At 58.4% G+C, this 20388-nt stretch carries 17 protein-coding genes and 2 pseudogenes; 12 read left to right on the forward strand and 7 right to left on the reverse strand.

The features are described from left to right. Positions 1-71: 71 nt before the first annotated feature. Positions 72-1301 (reverse strand): group II intron reverse transcriptase/maturase, encoded by a 1230-nt coding sequence (gene ltrA, locus N2601_RS25240; RefSeq protein WP_260304105.1) that lies wholly within the window; start codon positions 1299-1301, stop codon positions 72-74. Positions 1302-2021: 720 nt separating this feature from the next. On the opposite strand from ltrA, the pseudogene N2601_RS25245 reads away from it, so the two are divergent. Further along, positions 2022-2579: pseudogene (locus tag N2601_RS25245) on the forward strand (IS66 family transposase); the annotation flags it as partial. A 99-nt stretch (positions 2580-2678) separates the two neighbouring features. Here N2601_RS25245 and N2601_RS25250 read toward each other — a convergent pair. Together N2601_RS25250 and N2601_RS25255 are read right to left on the reverse strand one after the other, a co-directional pair. Beyond that, a pseudogene (locus tag N2601_RS25250) lies at positions 2679-3206 on the reverse strand (substrate-binding domain-containing protein); the annotation flags it as partial. Positions 3207-3252: 46 nt separating this feature from the next. Next, positions 3253-4233, reverse strand: coding sequence for an NAD-dependent epimerase/dehydratase family protein (locus tag N2601_RS25255; RefSeq protein ID WP_260304106.1), 981 nt, complete (start codon positions 4231-4233; stop codon positions 3253-3255). A 191-nt stretch (positions 4234-4424) separates the two neighbouring features. On the opposite strand from N2601_RS25255, the gene N2601_RS25260 reads away from it, so the two are divergent. Then, positions 4425-5213: an ATP-binding cassette domain-containing protein gene (locus N2601_RS25260; RefSeq protein ID WP_445945041.1), complete on the forward strand. Its 789-nt coding sequence runs from the start codon at positions 4425-4427 to the stop codon at positions 5211-5213. Between the two features lie 38 nt (positions 5214-5251). Further along, on the forward strand, positions 5252-6250 hold the full coding sequence (locus tag N2601_RS25265) for an ABC transporter permease (RefSeq protein WP_260304108.1): 999 nt from the start codon (positions 5252-5254) through the stop codon (positions 6248-6250). Positions 6251-7067: 817 nt separating this feature from the next. Here N2601_RS25265 and N2601_RS25270 read toward each other — a convergent pair. Continuing rightward, positions 7068-8072, reverse strand: a complete 1005-nt coding sequence (locus N2601_RS25270) for a hydrogen peroxide-inducible genes activator (RefSeq protein WP_260304109.1) — start codon at positions 8070-8072, stop codon at positions 7068-7070. Between the two features lie 333 nt (positions 8073-8405). On the opposite strand from N2601_RS25270, the gene katG reads away from it, so the two are divergent. The 4 genes from katG (at position 8406) to N2601_RS25290 (ending at position 12357) form a co-directional block, all read left to right on the forward strand. Beyond that, positions 8406-10604: a catalase/peroxidase HPI gene (gene katG, locus N2601_RS25275; protein ID WP_260304110.1), complete on the forward strand. Its 2199-nt coding sequence runs from the start codon at positions 8406-8408 to the stop codon at positions 10602-10604. Between the two features lie 169 nt (positions 10605-10773). After that, positions 10774-11124 carry an MbcA/ParS/Xre antitoxin family protein gene (locus tag N2601_RS25280; protein ID WP_260304111.1) on the forward strand — a complete coding sequence of 117 codons (351 nt, stop codon included), beginning with the start codon at positions 10774-10776 and terminating at the stop codon, positions 11122-11124. Positions 11125-11133: 9 nt separating this feature from the next. After that, positions 11134-11637 (forward strand): RES family NAD+ phosphorylase, encoded by a 504-nt coding sequence (locus N2601_RS25285; RefSeq protein WP_260304112.1) that lies wholly within the window; start codon positions 11134-11136, stop codon positions 11635-11637. Between the two features lie 294 nt (positions 11638-11931). Further along, positions 11932-12357 carry a hypothetical protein gene (locus N2601_RS25290; RefSeq protein WP_260304113.1) on the forward strand — a complete coding sequence of 142 codons (426 nt, stop codon included), beginning with the start codon at positions 11932-11934 and terminating at the stop codon, positions 12355-12357. Positions 12358-12687: 330 nt separating this feature from the next. Here N2601_RS25290 and N2601_RS25295 read toward each other — a convergent pair whose 3' ends face one another. The 3 genes from N2601_RS25295 to N2601_RS25305 all read right to left on the reverse strand — a co-directional run bounded on the left by N2601_RS25295 (position 12688) and on the right by N2601_RS25305 (position 14105). Further along, complete coding sequence (locus N2601_RS25295) at positions 12688-13137, reverse strand: GNAT family N-acetyltransferase (protein WP_260304114.1); 450 nt, start codon at positions 13135-13137, stop codon at positions 12688-12690. Positions 13138-13176: 39 nt separating this feature from the next. Continuing rightward, entirely contained in the window at positions 13177-13620 is a 444-nt protein-coding gene (locus N2601_RS25300; protein WP_260304115.1) for a hypothetical protein, read from the reverse strand. Positions 13621-13880: 260 nt separating this feature from the next. Beyond that, the gene (locus N2601_RS25305) at positions 13881-14105 is read right to left on the reverse strand and encodes a hypothetical protein (RefSeq protein WP_104827142.1); all 225 of its coding nucleotides are present in this window, start codon (positions 14103-14105) and stop codon (positions 13881-13883) included. Positions 14106-14448: 343 nt separating this feature from the next. Here N2601_RS25305 and N2601_RS25310 point away from each other — a divergent pair, with 343 nt between their 5' ends. The 5 genes from N2601_RS25310 to N2601_RS25330 are packed head-to-tail and all read left to right on the forward strand — an operon-like array spanning position 14449 to position 20161. Next, the gene (locus N2601_RS25310) at positions 14449-15147 is read left to right on the forward strand and encodes a CerR family C-terminal domain-containing protein (RefSeq protein ID WP_260304116.1); all 699 of its coding nucleotides are present in this window, start codon (positions 14449-14451) and stop codon (positions 15145-15147) included. Beyond that, a complete protein-coding gene (gene hlyD, locus N2601_RS25315) occupies positions 15144-16157 on the forward strand; it encodes a secretion protein HlyD (protein ID WP_260304117.1) in 1014 nt (337 codons plus the stop codon). Before N2601_RS25310 ends, hlyD begins: the two co-directional genes overlap by 4 nt. Beyond that, entirely contained in the window at positions 16154-17896 is a 1743-nt protein-coding gene (locus N2601_RS25320; protein ID WP_260304118.1) for an ATP-binding cassette domain-containing protein, read from the forward strand. Before hlyD ends, N2601_RS25320 begins: the two co-directional genes overlap by 4 nt. After that, on the forward strand, positions 17893-19047 hold the full coding sequence (locus tag N2601_RS25325) for an ABC transporter permease (RefSeq protein WP_260304119.1): 1155 nt from the start codon (positions 17893-17895) through the stop codon (positions 19045-19047). Before N2601_RS25320 ends, N2601_RS25325 begins: the two co-directional genes overlap by 4 nt. Before the next feature lies 1 nt (position 19048). After that, a complete protein-coding gene (locus tag N2601_RS25330) occupies positions 19049-20161 on the forward strand; it encodes an ABC transporter permease (protein ID WP_260304120.1) in 1113 nt (370 codons plus the stop codon). Positions 20162-20388: the final 227 nt, after the last annotated feature.

A 20388-nucleotide genomic window follows, 5' to 3' on the forward strand; every position in this document is an offset into this window, starting at 1 on the left:
ACCGAGCCCCGCCCCTCACAGATCCGGACGTGCAGATTTCCCGCATCCGGTTCCTCACGGTCCAGTTTCGCTCAGATACGGCTCCATTGATGTACGATCCGGGTCGGCGGCAGGGGAAATCGGTCCAGAACCTGCGCCATCCGGCTCCAGTTCGGCTTTCCGGATCGGCCGCGGCGCGAGAGCCCGCTTTTCCAGATGCGTTCGACCTGATGGTGGTACCACTTCAGACGCCGTCCGTTGCCCGTGATCCCGTAATAGGCGTAGTGGCCTTGCATCATCCGGGCCAGATGTCGGTGCTGGACCGTGAGCGACAGGTGTAGGTGTTTGATGCACCACTCCCTGGCTGCCCGTAAGGCCCGCGCAAACCGATCCTTGGCCGTGATCTGCCGCACCACCGGCTTCCCCTTCCGCGACTGGCCCCAGACATGGGTGAAACCGAGAAAGTTGAAACTGGTGGCGCTTGTTGCAGGGTGCCGCCCGTGCGGGCGCCGGAAACGGAAGTCCACATAGCGCGTCTTGTCGGGATGGAGCCGGAGCCCATACCGCTCAAAACGCTTGCCCAGCACGGCCAGCATGCGCCGGCCGTCCAGGTGATCCTCGAAGCTCATGACGAAGTCGTCAGCGTACCGCACCATCTGGCACCTCCGTTTTAGGCGAGGCTTCGCCACCTCCACGAACCATCTATCCAGCACGTGGTGCAGAAAGATGTTCGCGAGAAGTGGACTGATCACTCCGCCTTGTGGAGTTCCAGCTACCGATCGGCTCAGGATGCCCTGGTCGAGCACCCCTGCGTTCAACCACTTGTCAATCATACGTCTGATGACGCCGTCTCTGATCCTCAGGTCGAGGAAGCTGCGCAGATGCCCGTGGTCGATGCTGTCGAAATACTTCGAGATATCCGCATCAATCACCCAGCGCTGACCAGTCTCCATGATGCCATCGCGCAATGTGCGGATGGCCTCATGCGCCGACCGTTCCGGCCGGAACCCAAACGAGCAGTCCAGAAAGTCCTCCTCGTAGATCGGTTCCAGCAGCATCACGATTGCCCGTTGCGCCACCTTATCCTCGAAGGTTGGGATACCCAGAGGTCGCAGAGACCCATCGACCTTGGGGATGTAGTGGCGTCGCACCGGGGGCGCGCGGTAGCTGCCCGACATCATCCGGGTCCGGAGGCTTTCAAGATTAGCCCCGAGATCCTTCTCATAGTCGGCGGCCGTGCGCCCGTCGATGCCCGCCGCGCCATCCTTGCGCGTCAGAGCCCACGCCTCGAACATCCAGTCGAGGTCAATCAGATGGTGCAAGGATGTGAACACCCTCTCCGGGTGCTTCCTCGCCTGTTCGGCTATCCACTGCCGTTTCGTGTACACGTTTGTAGGGCTCAGGGTCCCCTCCGATGTTTCCTGTCAGTGGTTCTGGTTCCGTGACACCCCCCTTTCCTCGTTCGGGTCCCGCCGGACACGGTTCCCCGCGCTCATTGGTACTATGAGGGTGCTACGACTTCCCGCTCACGCTCACCCATCAGCTTATTGCTTCGCTTTCCGGGTCCCATGCGGCCCTGCATATTCGTGTCCGCCAAGGCGCTCCCTCCGACATGCAGGGCTGTCGCAGGGCCTGGAGTCTTTTACGTCAGCCGGCACCCCCGTTTCCGGCATCGCCTCCGTGGGCGTGAGTGGGATCTCTCAGGTTCCCCGGCGATCCATCCCGTGACTTTGCGATGGCCCAAGACCCCGGACGACCCCGCCTGCCTCGCCAATACCGGCAAGTCGGGTGCTGCCCCCGGTCCCAACACTCCGAAGGCGTCATCAAGATCATGATATCGGGGCTTACCCCACCGCTTCATCACCCGCTGTCTACGCTTCACGAATGACGTTGCCGCCATCCATGCAAGACTCGCTTCCGGCTGGCGGGCTGCGCCTTTGCCGGACGGGCGTTGAACCCGCTGGATCGCTACGAACGGTTTCTGTTCGGCTCTCACCTCCTTTCGTCTTCATCCCCCGTTCCGGGGCTTGCCTGACGCAAGCTGGGCGCACGGGCGCAGGAAGCTGATCAAGGCCACGCCAAAGAGTGGATCGCCCATCGTCGACGAGGCGCTGGTGCGGATCGCCGCGCTCTACAAGGTCGAAGACAGTATCCGGGGCTCAGATCCCGAACATCGCCGGGCAGTTCGACAGGACCTGTCCCTTCCGCTCGTGGACGAGTTCTTCACCTGGCTGGCAGCGCAAGCCAAGCGCGTCTCACGCAAGTCTGATCTCGGAAAAGCCCTGGCCTATATGCTAACGCGACAGGACGGCTTCCGGCTGTTCCTGGACGACGGCCACGTCGATATTGACTCCAACCTGGTGGAAAACGCCATCCGCCGACCGGCCATGAACCGCCGCAATGCGCTCTTTGCCGGGCACGATGAAGGGGGCCGAAATTGGGCCCGCTTTGCCAGCCTGATCGGCACGTGCAAAATGAACGGCGTCGAGCCATACGCCTACCTGTGCGACCTCTTCACCCGCCTCGCAAATGGCCACCTCGCCAAAGACATCGATGCGCTGATGCCATGGGCCTATGCCGCCCGCATCAAGGCCTCATAATGAGCTCGTCAGATACTATCCGGTGAGCTCACATCTGGCCCTTAGGCAGCCTTACCCGGTAGCTGAAACTCTAAAATCAATGGGGCGTAGACGGCGCATACGCATCCCCTGAGCACGACGAAGAATGTTGTCGGCGCCGGGGTTGCCTTCGATCGTGCAGATCTTGCCGCCGTTGGGTTTGGCCTTCTTGATGTATTCGCCAATGCGCGCACCCATCAGGTAGTTGTCTGTCCCAAGATAGGTTTTGCGCAGCGCTGCGTCCTCGGCCGCAAGGTCGGCATCGAGCGTCATGACCGGCACCTTAGGGCTGGCCGTCTTCAGGGTCTGGGCAATCAATTTGGCGTTCGAGGGCGAAATAGCGATCGCCGCGGTTTCGGCCTTGCCGAGCACGTCCTGGACGATCTGCGCTTCGCCGGCTTCATCGGATGTCGAGGCCGGACCGGTGTAGAAGCACTCATATTCGGAGTTCGCATTCTCCTTGTTCCACTTCTGGCAACCCTGGTTGATCGCTTCGAAGAATGGGTTGTCCAAGCCCTTCACGACGATGACAAGCTGTTTCTTGGCCGCCAAGGCTTGCCCGGCCGTTAGCGCCAATACCGCGACTGTAAGCAACAATGCCTTCCTCATGACTTCCTCCCCTTTGAAAAGGCGGGCACCACTGCCCGCCCCGTGATCAACCCGGATACCAGATGATGCGAGCTTCCCCTTCCGAACGCTCGTATCCCCGGGCCGAGTCGATGAGCATTTCCAGATCGTAGATGGGGCTCCAATTGAGCAGGTACTTAGCCTTACTGTTGTCCATCCAGTTCGAATGGAACTGGCTGACTATGTCGACGGAACCGAGACCGCGAGTGCGCGCGAGATAGGCGGCGACCTCGCCATAGTCGACCGGACGATCCATGCAGATGTTGAAAAGCTGGCCCTTAGCGCGCGGATTGTCGATGGCCGAAAGCATCGCTGCGACAAGGTCGTCGACATGGACAAAATTGCGCTTCAGCGGGCGCCCATCCGCGTCGCGTAGCAGCGGCACTGTGCCGTCCCTTGAGTAGCGCTCAGCGTCGGCCTGCGGAACAAGCGTCTTCCAGTCGGGTCCGCCGAAGACGTCATCGCCGAATGAAAGCGAGAATCTGAAGTCGTCTTTTTCCATGATCCAAGGCGCTCGCAGGCAGCAGCCGTTGAGGCCGTATTGAATGCCGAATTGCTCCAGCATCACTTCTTCCAGGACCTTCGAAAGCGCATAGCATCCAGGATAAGCCCGATGTGGTGTGGCTTCGGTAACGGGTGTCTCGTGACGATAATAGGAATGACCGATACCGGCGTCGCCGCCGATCAGGATGAACTGACGCGCCGTGGGGCTGGTGCGGAAAGCCTCGAGCAGCCAGAAAAGCCCCTTTACCGTCACGTCCATCATATCGGCAGGCGTTTCCTTACATGTGGCGAGATGCACGACGTGGGTGACACCCGTAAGCGTCCTGGCGACGGTTTCCCGGTCGGCAATCGAGCCTTGTGTGACCTCGACCCGCTCTGTTTCAGGACACAACCGATTATGGCAAAGCGCGCGTATGCGCGCCTTTGAAAATCGTGGATCGCCAAGCACTCCGGCAATAAAATGCTGCCCAACCTTGCCCGTTGCGCCGGTGACAAGGATTAACATGCTCTCCTCCGGCAACAGCTAGTGTAAGGATACCTTCGCGCGTCAACGGAATTGTACTACAAACGAATAATTGTAGGGAAGACCGTAAATTAGTGACATTCGATTGACGATTTCGCGCGGTTCTGAGTAAATATTACCGATGCTCGCAGGGAGGAGACCGGCGGGCAAAATCGCAGCTCAAATCGAAACGAATATATTCGGAAAGGGCGAGCCTGCGGCTTTGGGAGGCTAGAGGGCCGGTGGCAGTTCTTGAGCTCGCCAACATCTCAAAACATTTCGGCGCCATCCAGGCGGTAAACGACGTTTCGTTCTCGTTGGAAGCGGGAGAGGTCGTCGGATTGATGGGCGACAACGGCGCGGGCAAATCAACGCTGGTCAAGATGATTGCCGGCAACTTTCGGCCGAGCCACGGCACGATGAGCCTCGATGGGGAGGATCTCGTCTTGCATAGGCCGGTAGAAGCGCGCCAGCGCGGCATCGAGATCGTCCACCAGGATCTGGCTCTCTGCAACAATCTGACGGCTGCAGCAAACGTCTTCCTGGGGCGCGAGCTTCGCCTCGGCCTCGGCCCCTTACGGATCCTCGACTATAAAGCGATGTACAAGCGCGCTGGCGAGATTTTCAAGGAGCTGAAGTCCGAGACGCGTCCGCGTGACCTCGTTAAGCAGATGTCAGGCGGCCAGCGGCAGGCCGTCGCGATCGCCCGCACGATGCTGGCGGAAGCAAAGCTCGTGCTCATGGATGAACCAACCGCCGCGATTTCCGTTCGCCAAGTGGCCGAAGTACTGGCTTTGATCCGCCAACTGCGAGATCGTGGCATCGCCGTCATTCTGATCAGTCACCGCATGCCGGATGTCTTTTCCGTGGCCGACCGGGTGATTGTGATGCGGCGCGGGCGGAAAGTGGCCGACAAGCAGATCGGGGCAAGTTCACCCGAAGAAGTCACAGGGCTCATCACCGGCGCGATCGAACAAGTATAATCGAAGGCCGTGCCGGTATCGAAAGCAAGCGAGGTCGAATGGCAATTACTCTTGATCAAACGATCGCACGCAAGCAGCGGAGTTGGCTCGCTGCAATTTTCGGCAGCCAGACATTCTGGGTGCTGATTGCCGTCATCCTTGCCTGTATTTTCCTGTCATTCGCCACGAGTTCGTTCGCAACATCCACCAACCTCTACAATATCACCCGCAATGTCACCTTCGTGGCGATCATCGCGCTTGGAATGACGCTCGTCATCATCACCGGTGGTATCGACCTGTCTGTCGGCTCCGTGCTCTGCCTTTGCAGCATGGTGCTCGCAGTCGTCATGCATGCCGGTTACGGGATCGGCACGGGCATTGCCGCGTCGATCGGCACAGCCCTCATCGTAGGAGCCTTCAACGGAGTCCTGATCGCCTATCTCGGCTTTCCGCCGTTCGTCGTCACGCTCGGCATGTTGTCGATCGCCCGCAGCCTGGCGATGGTCGCGTCCAATAACACAGTCGTCTTTCAATTCGGACCGGATCACGACAAGCTCCTTGCACTTGGCGGTGGCGCCTGGCTCTTCGGCATTGCAAACCCGGTGCTTTACATGATCGCGCTAGCGCTTCTGACCGGGTTTGTGCTGCGATGGACCAGATTTGGCCGCTACGTCTTTGCCATCGGCGGCAACGAGCATGCTGCAACGCTGACCGGCGTTCCGGTGCGAAAGATCAAGGTTGCGGTCTATATCCTTTCGGCTCTGTCTGCCGGCGTCGCTGGCATTATTCAAACGGGCTGGCTCGGTGCCGTCACCACGAATATAGGCGCTGGGATGGAACTTCAGGTCATTGCCGCAACTGTTATCGGCGGCGCCAATCTTGCCGGAGGCGTCGGCACGGCGTTCGGCGCACTGATCGGTGCGGCCCTGATCGAAGTGATCCGCAATAGTCTCGGCCTTCTTGGCATCAATGCCTTCTGGCAGGGCACCTTTATCGGTGGCTCGATCGTGCTTGCTGTCTTATTCGACCGTATCCGCAACTTCCGCCAGAGCGAATAGGATGGTGCGGATCACTGCATTCCGCACAAGTTCGAAAGGCGTATTTGCGCCCACGTGCGCAGGAATTCTTGCGTCTGAGGTAGTTTGGATAAGATTTCGCCAGCTTGGCCGCTAATATTTATGGTCGAATCCGTTACTTTGCATGCACCAATATCCAGTGTCACTGTCGCCACAACCTTGCCGTCCAGTGGTGATAACTGGAGAAAGGAATCTGAACTCGATCCGCAAGTGAGAGACACGTTTGCGGTGACAGAAACACCACTTGGAGCTGTACAGAAATCAACGGCCGTTACCTCAAGCCTCCTGGTGCGATTTGGTCCCGAAGGCATCTGCTCGCATAGCTTCGCACTCGCAATTATTGAACTGACTTGCTGCCATTCCGGGCTTTTCAAAGCTGACCAACAGCCAGCCGAGGCCAGATCTGAAAAGGTTACAGATAATCCTGCAGAAATACCGAGGACTTCCGCGAATTTGACAAATCGGCCGCTCATTGGACCGCTTTCTCTATTTTTAAGACATTAAATTCTACATGGATTTAGGGTTGTCTTCAACTGCCAAGGCTTTGTAAATACTACCATAAATTTTCACACGCATTTGTTGTAAACAATCGAGAGTGTTCGGCAATATCGTTCTTGAATGCTTTTAACGGTGTCAATTTTTCTGGCGGCATGGCCGCTGCGCAGACCCCGCCCGGCTCATCGGCACGCTGCTGATTACCGTCGCGTGCTTCATCGCAATGTCGACGCGTAGCGATGATCCCTGAACATCACAATTCAAGTTTGATATGAGCCAAAGCAAAGCTTCATGCGCTCAGTCATCACCGGGATGAACCGATTGGCGATGCGTCGTTGGCTGTACGGCTGTCGACGGGCAGCATGCGAGTGCTCAATCCTGGATCGTGCGGCCGCGAAAGCGACTTGTGCCGCTCTCGCATCGCCTCGGCTGATTGGCGAACGACTTCGGAAATCTCGAGGAACTGTTTGGTCAGGGGGCTGGTCTTTCGCCAGATCATGCCGATCGTTCGCGATGGTTCAACATTATGAAAATGGGCGATGGACACGGGCGCCGAACGCGTCTCCACCGCTACTGCCATTTCCGGGATCAGGGTGACACCAATGCCGGCGCTGACCATTTGGACCAGCGTGGACAGAGAGCTGCCATCCATCAACTCCCGCGGCACTGCCGAAGACAGATTGCAGAACGACAAGGCCTGATCGCGAAAACAATGGCCCTCTTCCAACAAAAGGAGCCTCATCTCGCGCAGCGCTTCGCGATTGGGCACCGGCTTGCCTTCATCCTCGCTCGGCCGGACCAGCACGAAATTTTCCGAAAACAGCGTCACCTCGGTCAACGAGGGTTCGGATACGGGCAACGCAACGATTGCCGCATCAAGCCGGCCCTCCGCCAGTTCCTGCACCAGCTTCGAGGTCTGCGTCTCGCGGACGTGAATGTCGAGCCCGTCATGCATGCGCGTCAAATTGCCGATGATTGCCGGCAGCAGATAAGGTGCGATCGTCGGAATGATCCCCAGGCGCAACCGCCCAACGAGCCGATTCTGCGAGGCACGCGCCATATCTGCGAGCTCATCGACCGAGCGAAGGATATCCCGGACGCGCAGTACAAACGCTTCCCCGAAGCTCGTCAGCCGAACCTGGCGTGCGCCTCTTTCGAAGAGCTCTGTGCCCAGCGATTCTTCCAGTTCCTTGATCTGCATCGACAAGGCAGGCTGGGAGATCGCGCAGACATCTGCCGCGCGCCCGAAGTGACCTTGTCGTGCCAGCGCCTCGAAATAGCGAAGCTGCTTGAGTGTCAAATTCGTCATAACCCTACCTTATCGCCGCAATCAGTAAATCCAACTTAAATTAATGGAACTGCTTGGCTATAGTTCGTAAAGCGCCAATGAGGTGTAGCCATTATCACGCCTGGCTCATAAAATGGCCACGGACGATGTGCAGCTCGTTGACGTCCAGACTGTCCGGAAACACCGGTGCCTCCCAAGCTCGTTGTCGCGACGGTCTGCTTGCAAACAAACAAGGACATTTCATGTGTCTGGTACTTCGTCACCGTACCGACCATGAAACCGGACCGCTTTTCAGAGGATTCGCGATGAACTCTTCTGGATGGCTCAATTCAAGTAATCACGAGGGAGAGAAATATGGATACGAAAGCCGATACAGCCGGCAAATGTCCGGTGGTGCACACCCACACGGCCCATGGCGGCAGATCAAACCGGGACTGGTGGCCGAACCAGTTGAACCTGAAGATTCTCCACCAGAACTCTGCGCTGTCGAATCCTCTGGGCCTGGCATTTAATTATGCCGAGGAATTCAAGAAGCTCGACCTTAACGCCGTCAAACAGGACCTCCATGCCCTGATGACGGATTCGCAGGATTGGTGGCCCGCCGACTTTGGTCATTACGGTCCGCTCTTTATCCGCATGGCCTGGCACAGTGCCGGCACTTACCGCACCGGCGACGGCCGCGGCGGCGCGGGAGCCGGTCAGCAGCGTTTCGCGCCGCTCAACAGTTGGCCCGATAACGTCAACCTCGACAAGGCGCGCCGGCTGCTTTGGCCGATCAAGCAGAAATACGGCAACAGCATCTCCTGGGCCGACCTGATGATCCTCACCGGCAACGTTGCCCTGGAATCGATGGGCTTCAAAACATTCGGATTTGCCGGCGGTCGTCCGGACGTCTGGGAGCCCGAGGAAGACGTCTACTGGGGCGCCGAGGACACATGGCTTGCCGACAAGCGCTACTCCGGTGAACGCGACCTCGAAACCCCGCTTGCCGCCGTGCAGATGGGCCTGATCTACGTTAATCCGGAAGGCCCGAACGGCAATCCCGATCCGCTTGCCGCTGCCAAGGACATCCGTGAGACTTTCGCGCGCATGGCCATGAACGACGAAGAGACGGTCGCCCTCATTGCAGGCGGACATACCTTCGGCAAGACCCACGGCGCAGGCGATGCTGCCCATGTCGGTGCGGAGCCGGAAGGTGCCGGCATCGAAGAACAGGGCTTCGGCTGGAAGAGCAGCTTCGAAACGGGCAAGGGCGGTCATACGATCAGCAGCGGCCTGGAAGTTACCTGGACCACGACACCGACGAAATGGAGCAACAACTTCTTCTGGAACCTGTTCGGCTATGAATGGGAACTGACGAAGAGCCCGGCTGGTGCACACCAGTGGACCCCGAAGCACGGTGCTGGTGCCGGTACCATCCCGGACGCGCACGATAAGTCCAAGCGTCATGCACCCGCCATGCTGACCACTGACCTCGCCTTGCGCTTCGACCCGGCCTACGAAAAGATCTCGCGCCGCTTCTTTGAAAATCCGGATCAGTTCGCGGATGCCTTTGCCCGCGCGTGGTTCAAGCTGACCCACCGCGACATGGGCCCTCGTGTGCGTTATCTCGGTCCGGAAGTTCCGGCCGAGGAGCTGATCTGGCAAGATCCCATTCCTGCCGTCGATCATCCCCTGATCGACGCGAAGGACATCGCCGGCCTCAAAGACAAGATCCTCGCATCGGGCCTTTCCATCTCGCAACTGGTTACGACCGCCTGGGCTTCGGCCGCAACCTTCCGCGGCTCCGACAAGCGCGGTGGAGCGAATGGCGCGCGCATTCGTCTTTCGCCGCAGAAGGATTGGGAGGTCAACCAGCCGGCCCAGCTCGCGACCGTCCTCGATACGCTCGAAGGCATTCAGAAGGCGTTTAACGACGGCCAGTCGGGTGGCAAGAAGGTATCGCTCGCGGACCTGATCGTCCTTGGTGGCGCAGCCGCCGTCGAAAAGGCCGCCAAGAATGCCGGTCATGACATCGAAGTTGCCTTCACGCCGGGCCGCACCGACGCGACGCAGGAGCAGACCGATGTAAGCTCCTTTGCCGTTCTGGAACCGATCGCCGACGGATTCCGCAACTATCAGAAGGGCGAATACTCCATTTCGCCCGAGGAGTTGCTGATCGACAAGGCGCAGCTTCTGACGCTGACCGCGCCGGAGATGACCGTCCTGGTCGGTGGCCTGCGCGTGTTGAACGCCAATGCTGGACAATCCCAGCACGGTGTTTTCACTAAGCGTCCTGAAACGCTCACCAACGATTTCTTCGTCAACCTGCTCGACATGAGCACGGTATGGAAGGCTTCGGCGGACTCGAAATATGTCTTCGAGGGACGCGACCGCGGAACGGACGATATCAAGTGGACCGGCACCCGCGTCGACCTCGTATTCGGTTCGAACTCCCAGCTTCGGGCACTTGCAGAGGTCTATGGCCAGAGCGACACGCAAGAGAAGTTCGTGCGCGACTTCGTGGCGGCCTGGACGAAGGTGATGGACGCGGATCGTTTCGATATCGCCTGATCCGGACAGAAAGCCACTCGGGCGCGGCTGAGCTCCAGCCGCGCCCGAGTGTCATGCGAGGCAAAACTCGCCTGAATATGCGCCGCGTCACTCCATCGGCTTGAATGCCGGCAATTATGACGCTATATAACGTCATAATAATTGGCATTTCGAATTGGAGGTGAGAGAAATGGGTCTCGCCCAATATGCGGATGACGGGTTGTTCGCACCACGGAAGATCGCGGATGCCTTCCGCACGACCAGCGAGGAAATCGCTCGTACAGCCGGCCTCGGCAAGGATGCGATCCAGCGCAAGGACCGGATCCGCTCTGATAAGACGCAGCGGCGCTTGCGCGAAATGATCGAGGTCGTCAACAAGGTCGAACCGCGTTTCGGCTCGGCCCTGATGGCCTATGCCTGGTATCGCTCCGAGCCACTGCCCGGATTTTCTGGCCAGACGGCCATGCAGTTGGTGCGCGACGGACGTGGCGATGAAGTGCTCGACTATATCGACGCAATCGACGCCGGCGTTCACGCATAGTCCCGCTCGATGCGCTATGAAGGAAAGCTCTACCGGGCGCTGAACCCGATCTATGCGCGCCAACCGCTCTCAGGCCGCGGAGCTGAACTCTATGGCGGTCGGTTCAATCCGAAAGGAATGCCGGCGCTCTATACATCGCTGTCGGTCCTGACGGCGCTACGCGAAGCCAATCAGGTCGGCAGTTTGCAACCGACGACACTCGTCTCATACGACGCCGCATTAGAGAAGGTCTTCAATAGTTGCGACGAAGATGCCCTGCAGGCGGAAGGGATGGATGCCGCTTCAATTGCCGACCCAACGTGGCGCGACCAGATGAAGGCGACCGGCGAGGCGAGAACTCAGCGCTTTGCCCGGCGGCTAGCCGCCGCTGGCTATCAAGGTCTGCTCGTCAGGAGTTTTGCCCCCGGTGCAACGGCGGACGACATGAATCTCGTCCTTTGGACTTGGGACGAGAGTGCTTCGGCGCGGCTAACCCTGATCGATGACGAGAACCGGCTGGGTCGACCCGAATAAGGGGTCACTGCCCAGTGCAAGCCGGCGCATCCCCTGCCCTTCCCGCCAAATTTCTTCGCATTAGACAGATCCTGCGAGGAGGGTCGATAGCGCCCAGTTTCGCTTTGAATTCGTCGACGACTTCGCGCAATCGAAGCGTCCGAAACACAACGCCTTAGCCCTTGAGCAGCAGTCCTTATGGAGCCTCTTTGGACTAATCACCGTAGGCTACTTTACCGCGCGTTAGCTTCATAATTTAATAAACGTCAAGCATAATTTATTGTCCTTGAAGTAAAAAGTACGGAGGGACCGAAAGTGCGCCTCGTAGCAACTTTGTTTGTTATTACCGGCCTCGCCTGCGACACTGCCTACGCCTTTCAGGAATGCAATGGAAACCCGCACGTTCGCGTGATGTGGCAGAAGCAAATCATTGAAGTTGACGGCACTTTCTTTCAAATGAAAAAGGAGAAACTCACCAAGAAGACGGCACGGCTCGTCGGACACGACATGGTCTTCGTCCACAATGGCGCCGGCAGCGACACTCTCATCAGGCACGGCGTTTCCACCTCCTATAGCTGCGCCGCCGTTGAAGGTAATCCTGGCCTACAGAAAGCAAACGTGCAGGGGTATCAAGCCAACTCATTGATAGAGGACAATTCTGCACCGGCGGACGCAACCATCACAGGCAATCGATCTAGCGCCTCCTCTGGAAAAGGACACGGTGGCGGCAAACACAAGTAGATGGAAAAATACCCCCTCCTCGGCCGGGGCGCGATAAGCTGGCACCGTTCCTCCGGCGGAGTGCGCGAAACTTTGTCCCCCTCAATGTCGGCTGCTATATTCAAACAGCTCGCATCTGCAGGGAGGCAGATATGTCCGGGAAAAAAGAGCAAATCCGTTCGAATACGGCCCCTGTCCGAGGGCGTCGCCTTCGCATGAAACAGGGGCGACAATCGCGCGTCCTTCAACGAGCCAATCGCCAGGTCACTATGATGGCTGCAGCCGTTATCCTTGCGTTCTTTGTGGCGATCATAATCCAAGGTTTGCTGACTTAGCTCAGGTCAGGAGCACCTAAGACCCACGCTCCCAAGGGAACCAATGGGAGTGGCCAAGCTTGGGGTCGCGTCGAAAACCCAGAGCCTCCCAAAACGCGGCCGCGTCGGCATTGTCCGTATTCACCGTAACAATAGTGCCCTTCGGGATTGTCCGGTTCAGGATCGCTGCTGCCAGTTGGCGTCCCAGGCCACAACGGCGATAGGCCGGACGTATGAAGAAGCGCCGCATGCGCATGGCGGATGACAGATTAGGATCGACCGTCATGCCTCCAACTCCCGCCAAGTCGCGGTCTACTCTGACGATCAGTAGAACCTCGTGCGCTTGATTGAAGCGCTGCTCGCCGCTCTGCCATTCATCATGCAGTCGTTCAATAAATCGCCGGCCTTCGGAAGCGGCGTCACTGCGCAAGACATCAAAATCAGCCGGAAGACGTTCGACAATTTGATCAAATCGAGGTTCGTACAATGGCTTCGTCCGCATAGGTCGTCGCTTCAGCGCAGGAAATCAGGTTCCCTGCCGTCGATCAAACAGAACTTTGATTCCGATCAGATAGCGGTATTCGTGCCGATTCCGAAGTTCTTCGAGTGTTTCGATGGCGGGCACACCGATGCTGCGAGAAAGATGAAGGATCAGCCCTCCCCCGAGGCAAAGGCCGACATGCGCTCCAAAGCTTGTTGGCTTGCTGTGAACAAGTATCAGCCCGAGAGGCACCATCACAGGCGAAACGCGTGTGAATGTTTGATCGGCCCACAGGTCACTTGATCGAAAATCTGGGATGCTGAACCCGAAATGCCTGAGGATCGAGTAGGCATATTGTTGGCAGTTCGCCCCACCGTCTACACCCATCATCCCAGGAGCGCCCGGGTAGTGATCGGCATTGTAGGCGACGTGCCAAAAACTCTCAGGGATCGCAATCGGAGAGCGGGATAAATCACCTTTGATGGCCATGAGCAAAGGTTAGCAGGTATGGGCGACCGTCACGACGGAAATGTCGATTTTCGCGCTCGGCGGAGTTTACCCTATCGGCAAGTGCGCAGGGCTTTTCCTGCGAACTCGATGGATGATGACGCGACGGAATCCGATTTTTACTGCGCCATGTGCACGGCCGGCAAGCCATCTCATCTTAATCGACTTGCCGGCCGGCTGGATGAAGAGTTGTTAGCAGCCATCTTGCGGATACCACAGACGAACGCAGATGGAACTCAATACTAATTTGCTGCAACTCTTCGAGCGAGCGCCATAACGTAGTCATCTGCGATATCGGCCAAGGTCAAAGCGACCTCCGACTCCTTCCAACCTGCAGCGACTGCCGTCAGCACGAATTCGCGGAATGCTTCGGCAAGCACCTCTTCGCGCTCGATGACGCGATATGGATTATTCGCGGCATGTTGAGGGGCGCTGATCTGTATTGTTGTGGGTCGGTTAGGTTCCATGAGACGTCCCCCTGAAGGTTGACTAGTTGTAGATTTGTCCTGCATTTCTGTCTTAACTGCACTGCGATTATGCTTATTTTCTAAAAGATTAACCGGGACGTGTCGTTAGCCACGCATCCCGAAATTTGCCGCAGCGTCCATTTCTGCAATTGCTAATCCAATATTTCTGCCTTTGGACTCATGGGCATGCGCAACGGGTCTGCCGACAGACCCACGGCGTAGCAACGATCCGACTCAACATAGAGACTGCTGGTGCTGCGAACCAAAAGCAGCCGAGCCAAGAAGCGTATGGCAAATTCAGTCAATCGATTGACTTATTTCAAAATTGGTTCATTATGGGAATATGAGACAAAGGAAAGATACAAAATCCGAGGCTGCACGCAGCGACATCACGCGTGAGAAACTGCTTGAAAATGCCCTCGACGTCTTCGGTCGATACGGCTTCGACGGTGCCTCGACGCGCAAGATCACCAACGCGGCCGGCGTGAACCTTCAAGCGATCCCCTATTATTTCGGAAGCAAGGAAGGGCTCTATATCGCCACGGCGGAATATCTCGCCGACATGATCAGTCAGCATGTCGGCGGCATGCGGCAACGAATTGCCGAGCAAATCGCGACGCTCGACAGAACGGGTATGCCGCTCGGCGAAGCGCAAGCGCGGCTCTTTCTGAACGAGATCGTCGAGACGATGGTCGTCCTGTTCGTCAGCAAGAAATCCGAAGCCTGGGCGCGTTTCATCATTCGCGAGCAGATGGAGCCGACGGCAGCATTCGAGCGGGTCTATTCCGGCATCATGGGACCGATGATTGCCCTTGGGCGGCGACTGATCGGGGCGGTCATCGCCGATGATCCCGCATCGGAAAATGTGCGCCTACGTTGCCTATCTTTCGTTGGCAGTCTCATGGTTTTCAGAATGGCCAATGCGGCCGTGCTCGCTCAGATGGAATGGGATGCGATCGGTGAGAAGGAGATCGTCAGATTGCAGCAGCATGCGCGCAGGCTTGTCGCCGCCCTCGGGCCGGCGAAAGGAGAAATATCGTGAACAGGATCATTCCGATTGCCGTCGTTGTCGTCATAGCCGCGGGCGCAGCCGCCTGGTGGTCCGACGCGCCGGCAAAACTCGGCTGGAAATGGCAGGAGCAAAAGGAGTTCGTGCTCTACGGCAATGTCGACATTCGCCAGGTTTCGCTTGCATTTCGCGTCAATGGCAAGCTGAGTGAGGCTCTTGTCGATGAGGGCGACGTCGTAAAGCGCGGCACGGTGCTCGCCCGGCTCGACGCGGAGCCCTATGACTATGCCGTCCGCTCAGCCGAGGCCAATGCCGCGGCATTGCGCGCCACGCTCGACAAGCTCAAGGCCGGGGCGCGGCCGACTGAAATCGCGCAGGCGCGCGCCTCTTATCAAGAACAGCTTGCCGATTTGGAAAACGCCAATCTGGCCTATGATCGCGCCAAGCAGTTGCGGCCCTCCGGAAACATATCCGAAGCCACCCTGGATCAAGCGACGGCAGCGCGGGCGATGGCGGCAGCACGGGTGGATTCGGCCAATCAGGCGCTGAAGTTACTGGAAGAGGGAAGCCGCGCCGAAGATATCGCCGCCGCGGATGCGCAGCTAAAAGCAGCCGAAGCCACGCTCGCGACGGCACGCACATCGCTCGGCGATACCGAGTTGCGTGCACCGAATGACGGTGTGATCCTCTCGCGTGTGCAGGAGCCAGGGGCGATCGTCGCGCCCACCGATCCAGTCTTCGTGCTATCGCTGACCGAGCCTGTCTGGGTCCGCGGCTATGTCGCCGAGCCGGATCTCGGCCGGATTCACCCCGGCATGAAAGTCAAAGTGACCTCCGACACGAAGCCGGACGAAGCTTATGATGGCACCATCGGATTCATTTCGCCTGTTGCCGAATTTACGCCGAAATCCGTAGAGACGCCCGAATTGCGCACGGATCTCGTCTATCGGCTGCGTGTCACCATCGACAAGCCCGGACCCGACCTGCGCCAGGGCATGCCGGTAACCCTTCACTTCCCGACATTGCAAACGGCGGAAAAATGAGCGAGGCGGTCGACAGCGGCGGTAGCGGCGACCTTGTCCGGCTCGACGAGGTCACAAAACGGTTTGACGCGGCAAAACCGGCGCTTGATGCCATTACCGGCGCGGTCCGCGGCGGCGAGATAACCGGCCTCGTCGGCCCGGATGGCGCCGGCAAGACGACGCTCATCCGCCTGATGACGGGGCTTATGCTGCCGGAAAGTGGCACAGTGCAGGTTCTTGGCTTCGACACGCGCAAGGATGCCGCTGCGATCCAGGCAGGGATCGGCTATATGCCGCAGCGCTTCGGCCTCTATGAGGACCTGTCAGTTCAGGAAAATCTCGATCTCTATGCCGATCTGCGCGGGCTTCCGAGGCAGGAAAGAACTGCAACTTTCGACGAGCTGCTTACCTTTACCGACCTCAAACGCTTTACCGGGCGCCTCGCCGGCAAGCTTTCCGGCGGCATGAAGCAGAAGCTCGGCCTTGCCTGCGCGCTTCTTAAGAAACCAAAGCTGCTGCTGCTTGACGAGCCCGGCGTCGGCGTCGATCCCATTTCGCGGCGCGATCTCTGGAAGATGGTCGAAAACCTGACGGAAGAAGGTGTCGGCGTCGTCTGGTCGACCGCCTATCTCGACGAAGCCGAGGCCTGCGATCGCGTGTTCCTGCTCAGCGAAGGCAAGTTGCTTTTTGCCGGCGAGCCGAAGGAACTGACCGCACGGGTCGCCGGCCGCGTTTTTCGCATCAGCGGCATTGCGGGCAGGCGTCGCCAGATGCTGACGAAACTCCTTGACGAAGACGGCGTGGTCGACGGCGTCATTCAAGGAGAGGCAATAAGGCTTGTTACGGTCAAGGACAGACAAAGCCGATTTTCGGCGGCCGGCGATGCCGAAATCGTGCCTGCAGAGCCGCGTTTCGAGGACGCATTCATCGACATGCTTGGCGGCGGACCGGGTGGACGCTCGCAACTGGCCGAGACGCAGCGCAGCTTTACCGTTGAAGGCGACAAACCGGTGATCGAGGCGCATGCCTTGACCAAGCGTTTCGGCGATTTCACCGCGGCCGACAACATCACCTTCGACATCCCGCGCGGTCAGATCTTCGGACTGCTCGGCCCGAACGGCGCCGGCAAATCCACGACGTTCAAGATGCTCTGTGGCCTGTTGAAGCCGACGAACGGCGAAGGCCGGATTGCGGGTTTCGACTTGCGCCGCGACACCGCGGAGGCACGCAATCGTCTCGGTTACATGGCGCAGAAATTCTCGCTCTACGGCGATCTCAGCGTTTCGCAGAACCTGCAATTCTTCGCCAGAGTCTATGGGCTGCGTGGCACGCACAAACGCGAGCGGGTCGACCTCATGACATCGATCTTCGATTTTCGCTCTCGGCTATCCATGTCGGCCAAGGACCTGCCGCTTGGACTGAAGCAGAGGTTAGCCCTTGCCTGCGCGGTGATGCACGAGCCCGAGGTGCTGTTCCTCGACGAGCCCACCTCCGGCGTCGATCCCATCACACGGCGGGAATTCTGGACCCATATCAATGCGCTCGTCGAAAAAGGCGTCACAGTCCTCGTCACCACACATTTCATGGACGAGGCCGAATATTGCGATCGCATTTCGCTGATCTACCGCGGACGCTCGATCGCGCTAGGCTCGCCTGACGAACTGAAGGCCGGAGTTGCCAATTCAGAAAACCCCGATCCGACCATGGAAGATGCCTTCATCGCCCTCGTCCAGGCGTCAGAGCAGAGGATGGCGGCATGACGTCCCCTTCCCCAGCCGCAACTGCTTCCTCACGGCGAGATCGCGTCCGCCGCTTCGCTGCGTTGGTGCGCAAGGAGAGCTTCCAGGTCATGCGCGATCCGAGCAGTATCCTGATCGCTTTCGTGCTTCCGATAATCTTGCTCTTCCTGTTCGGCTATGGCGTTTCGCTTGATACCAAGTTGACGCGGGTCGGCGTGGTCATGGAGGAGACAACGCCGCTTACCGGCGATCTTGCCGCAAGCTTTCGGGCATCCCGCTATTTTTCGGTGGTCAGCGGTCACGACCGCCGACAGTTCGAGGAAGAGCTGATCCTTTCACGTATCCGCGGCATCATCGTCGTACCAGCGGACTTCACGGCGACCTATATGGCGGGCAACCGCCCGCAGATTCAGGTCATCGTCGATGGCTCCGATCCCAACACCGCCAATTTCGTGCAAAACTATGCCCAGGGCGCCGTCGCCAACTGGCAGCTTCAACGGCAGGCGCAAAAGATGGGAGGCAACCCAGCCATCACCGTCGAACAACGCTTCTGGTTCAACCCCGAGCTTACCAGCCGTTCCTTCCTCGTGCCTGGTTCCATTGCGATCGTCATGACGCTGGTTGGGACATTGCTGACATCGCTGGTGGTCGCGCGCGAATGGGAACGCGGCACGATGGAAGCGATGATGGCGACACCGGTGACGGCTACTGAGCTGCTCGCCGGCAAGTTGCTGCCCTATTTCGTGCTTGGCCTGACCTCGATGACGATCTGTGTCCTGTTCGCCGTCTTCCTCTTCGGCGTGCCGTTCCGCGGCTCCGTCCTGGCACTTTATTCCTTGTCGGCGGTTTTCCTGATGCCGGCGCTGGGCCAGGGCCTGTTGATCTCGGCTGCGACCAAGAACCAGTTTCTCGCCTCGCAACTTGCGTTGATCTCCGCATTCCTGCCGGCCTTTCTACTTTCCGGTTTTCTTTTCGAGATCAACTCAATGCCGACCGTCATCCAGTGGATCACCTTCATCGTGCCGGCCCGTTACCTCATTCCCAGCCTGCAGACGGTCTTTCTCGCCGGCGACATCTGGCCGATGTTCCTACGAGCGATCTCCGTCATGTTTGGCATCGGCTGCGTCTTCTTCCTGCTTGCTGCGCGCAGCACAAAAAAGAGGATCGCCTAAGATGTGGTGGTCAAGGCTGAAGGCCCTCATCGTTAAAGAGCTGCTGGCGGTCCTGCGCGATCCAAAGAGCCGCTTGATCTTGATCGGGCCGCCGATCGTACAGCTTCTGGTCTTTTCCTATGCGGCGACCCTGGAGGTACGCAACGTCGACATTGCGCTGCTGAACCACGACAGCGGCCACTGGGGCCAGGAACTTGTCCAGCGCATCGAAGGCTCACCGACTTTCCGCAGCATCTCATCGGTCCAAGATCTCGCCGAAATGCGCGATGCGGTCGACCGACAGCGCGTCACCGCCGCCCTCGTCGTCGGCCCGGATTTCTCGCGGAATATCGAGGCAGGCAGGCCAGCCGACCTGCAGATTATTCTCGACGGTCGACGTTCGAACGCCTCGCAGATCGTCGCCGGCTATCTCAACCAGATCGTTGCAAGCCTCTCCGCCGAAACGCCGGCGGGAACACGCGCGTCGGCGCGATCCGTAGCCGTCGTGCCGCGCAACTGGTTCAATCCCAACCTGATCTTTCAATGGTTCATGGTGCCGAACCTGATTGCCAGCATTGCAATGCTCATCGGCCTCATCGTCACGGCTCTTTCCATTGCACGCGAGCGCGAACTCGGTACGTTCGACCAGCTCATGGTGTCGCCCTTGCGCACCCATGAAATCCTGATCGGCAAGTTCATCCCGCCGATGATGATCGGCCTCTTTCACATGACGGTCTACATCCTTGCGGCGATCTTCATCTTCGGCGTGCCGTTGCGAGGCTCGCTGCTCCTGCTCTACGGCAGTTCCCTCTTCTATCTCGCTTCCGTCGCTGGTCTCGGCCTCTTCATTTCGGCGCTTTCGGCGACCCAGCAGCAAGCAATTCTCGGCGCTTTCCTCTTTCTCGTTCCCGCCATGCTGCTTTCAGGCTTCGCCACGCCAATCGAGAACATGCCCGACTGGCTGCAGCCGCTGACCGTGATCAATCCGCTGCGCTATTTCCTAGTCATCGTCAAAGGCGTCTTCCTCAAGAATATTCCGCCCAGCGAGGTCCTCAATCAGACATGGCCGCTCCTAGTGATCGCAGCGGTAACCCTCAGCGCCGCCTCGTGGCTGTTCCGCCGTAGGCTTGAGTAGCCAAAGACCCAATAGCTGTGAGACAGCTCCTGTAAAAATCCCGCTGACAGGTCGCTTGAAGCTATCCGGTCACAGCTTGCCGGACCGGAATTCACACCAAAAAGCAACCTCATACCGTTTCGAAATAAGTGAAATTAAAACATCGGCATAAGGTGCCGATTGAGCTGTATACCTCTACTTTCTGGAAGTAAATTTCCAAGCAAATTCAGGTCAAATGCTCATCGCTT

The organism is Rhizobium sp. CB3060, from assembly GCF_025200735.1.
Lineage (GTDB): Bacteria > Pseudomonadota > Alphaproteobacteria > Rhizobiales > Rhizobiaceae > Rhizobium.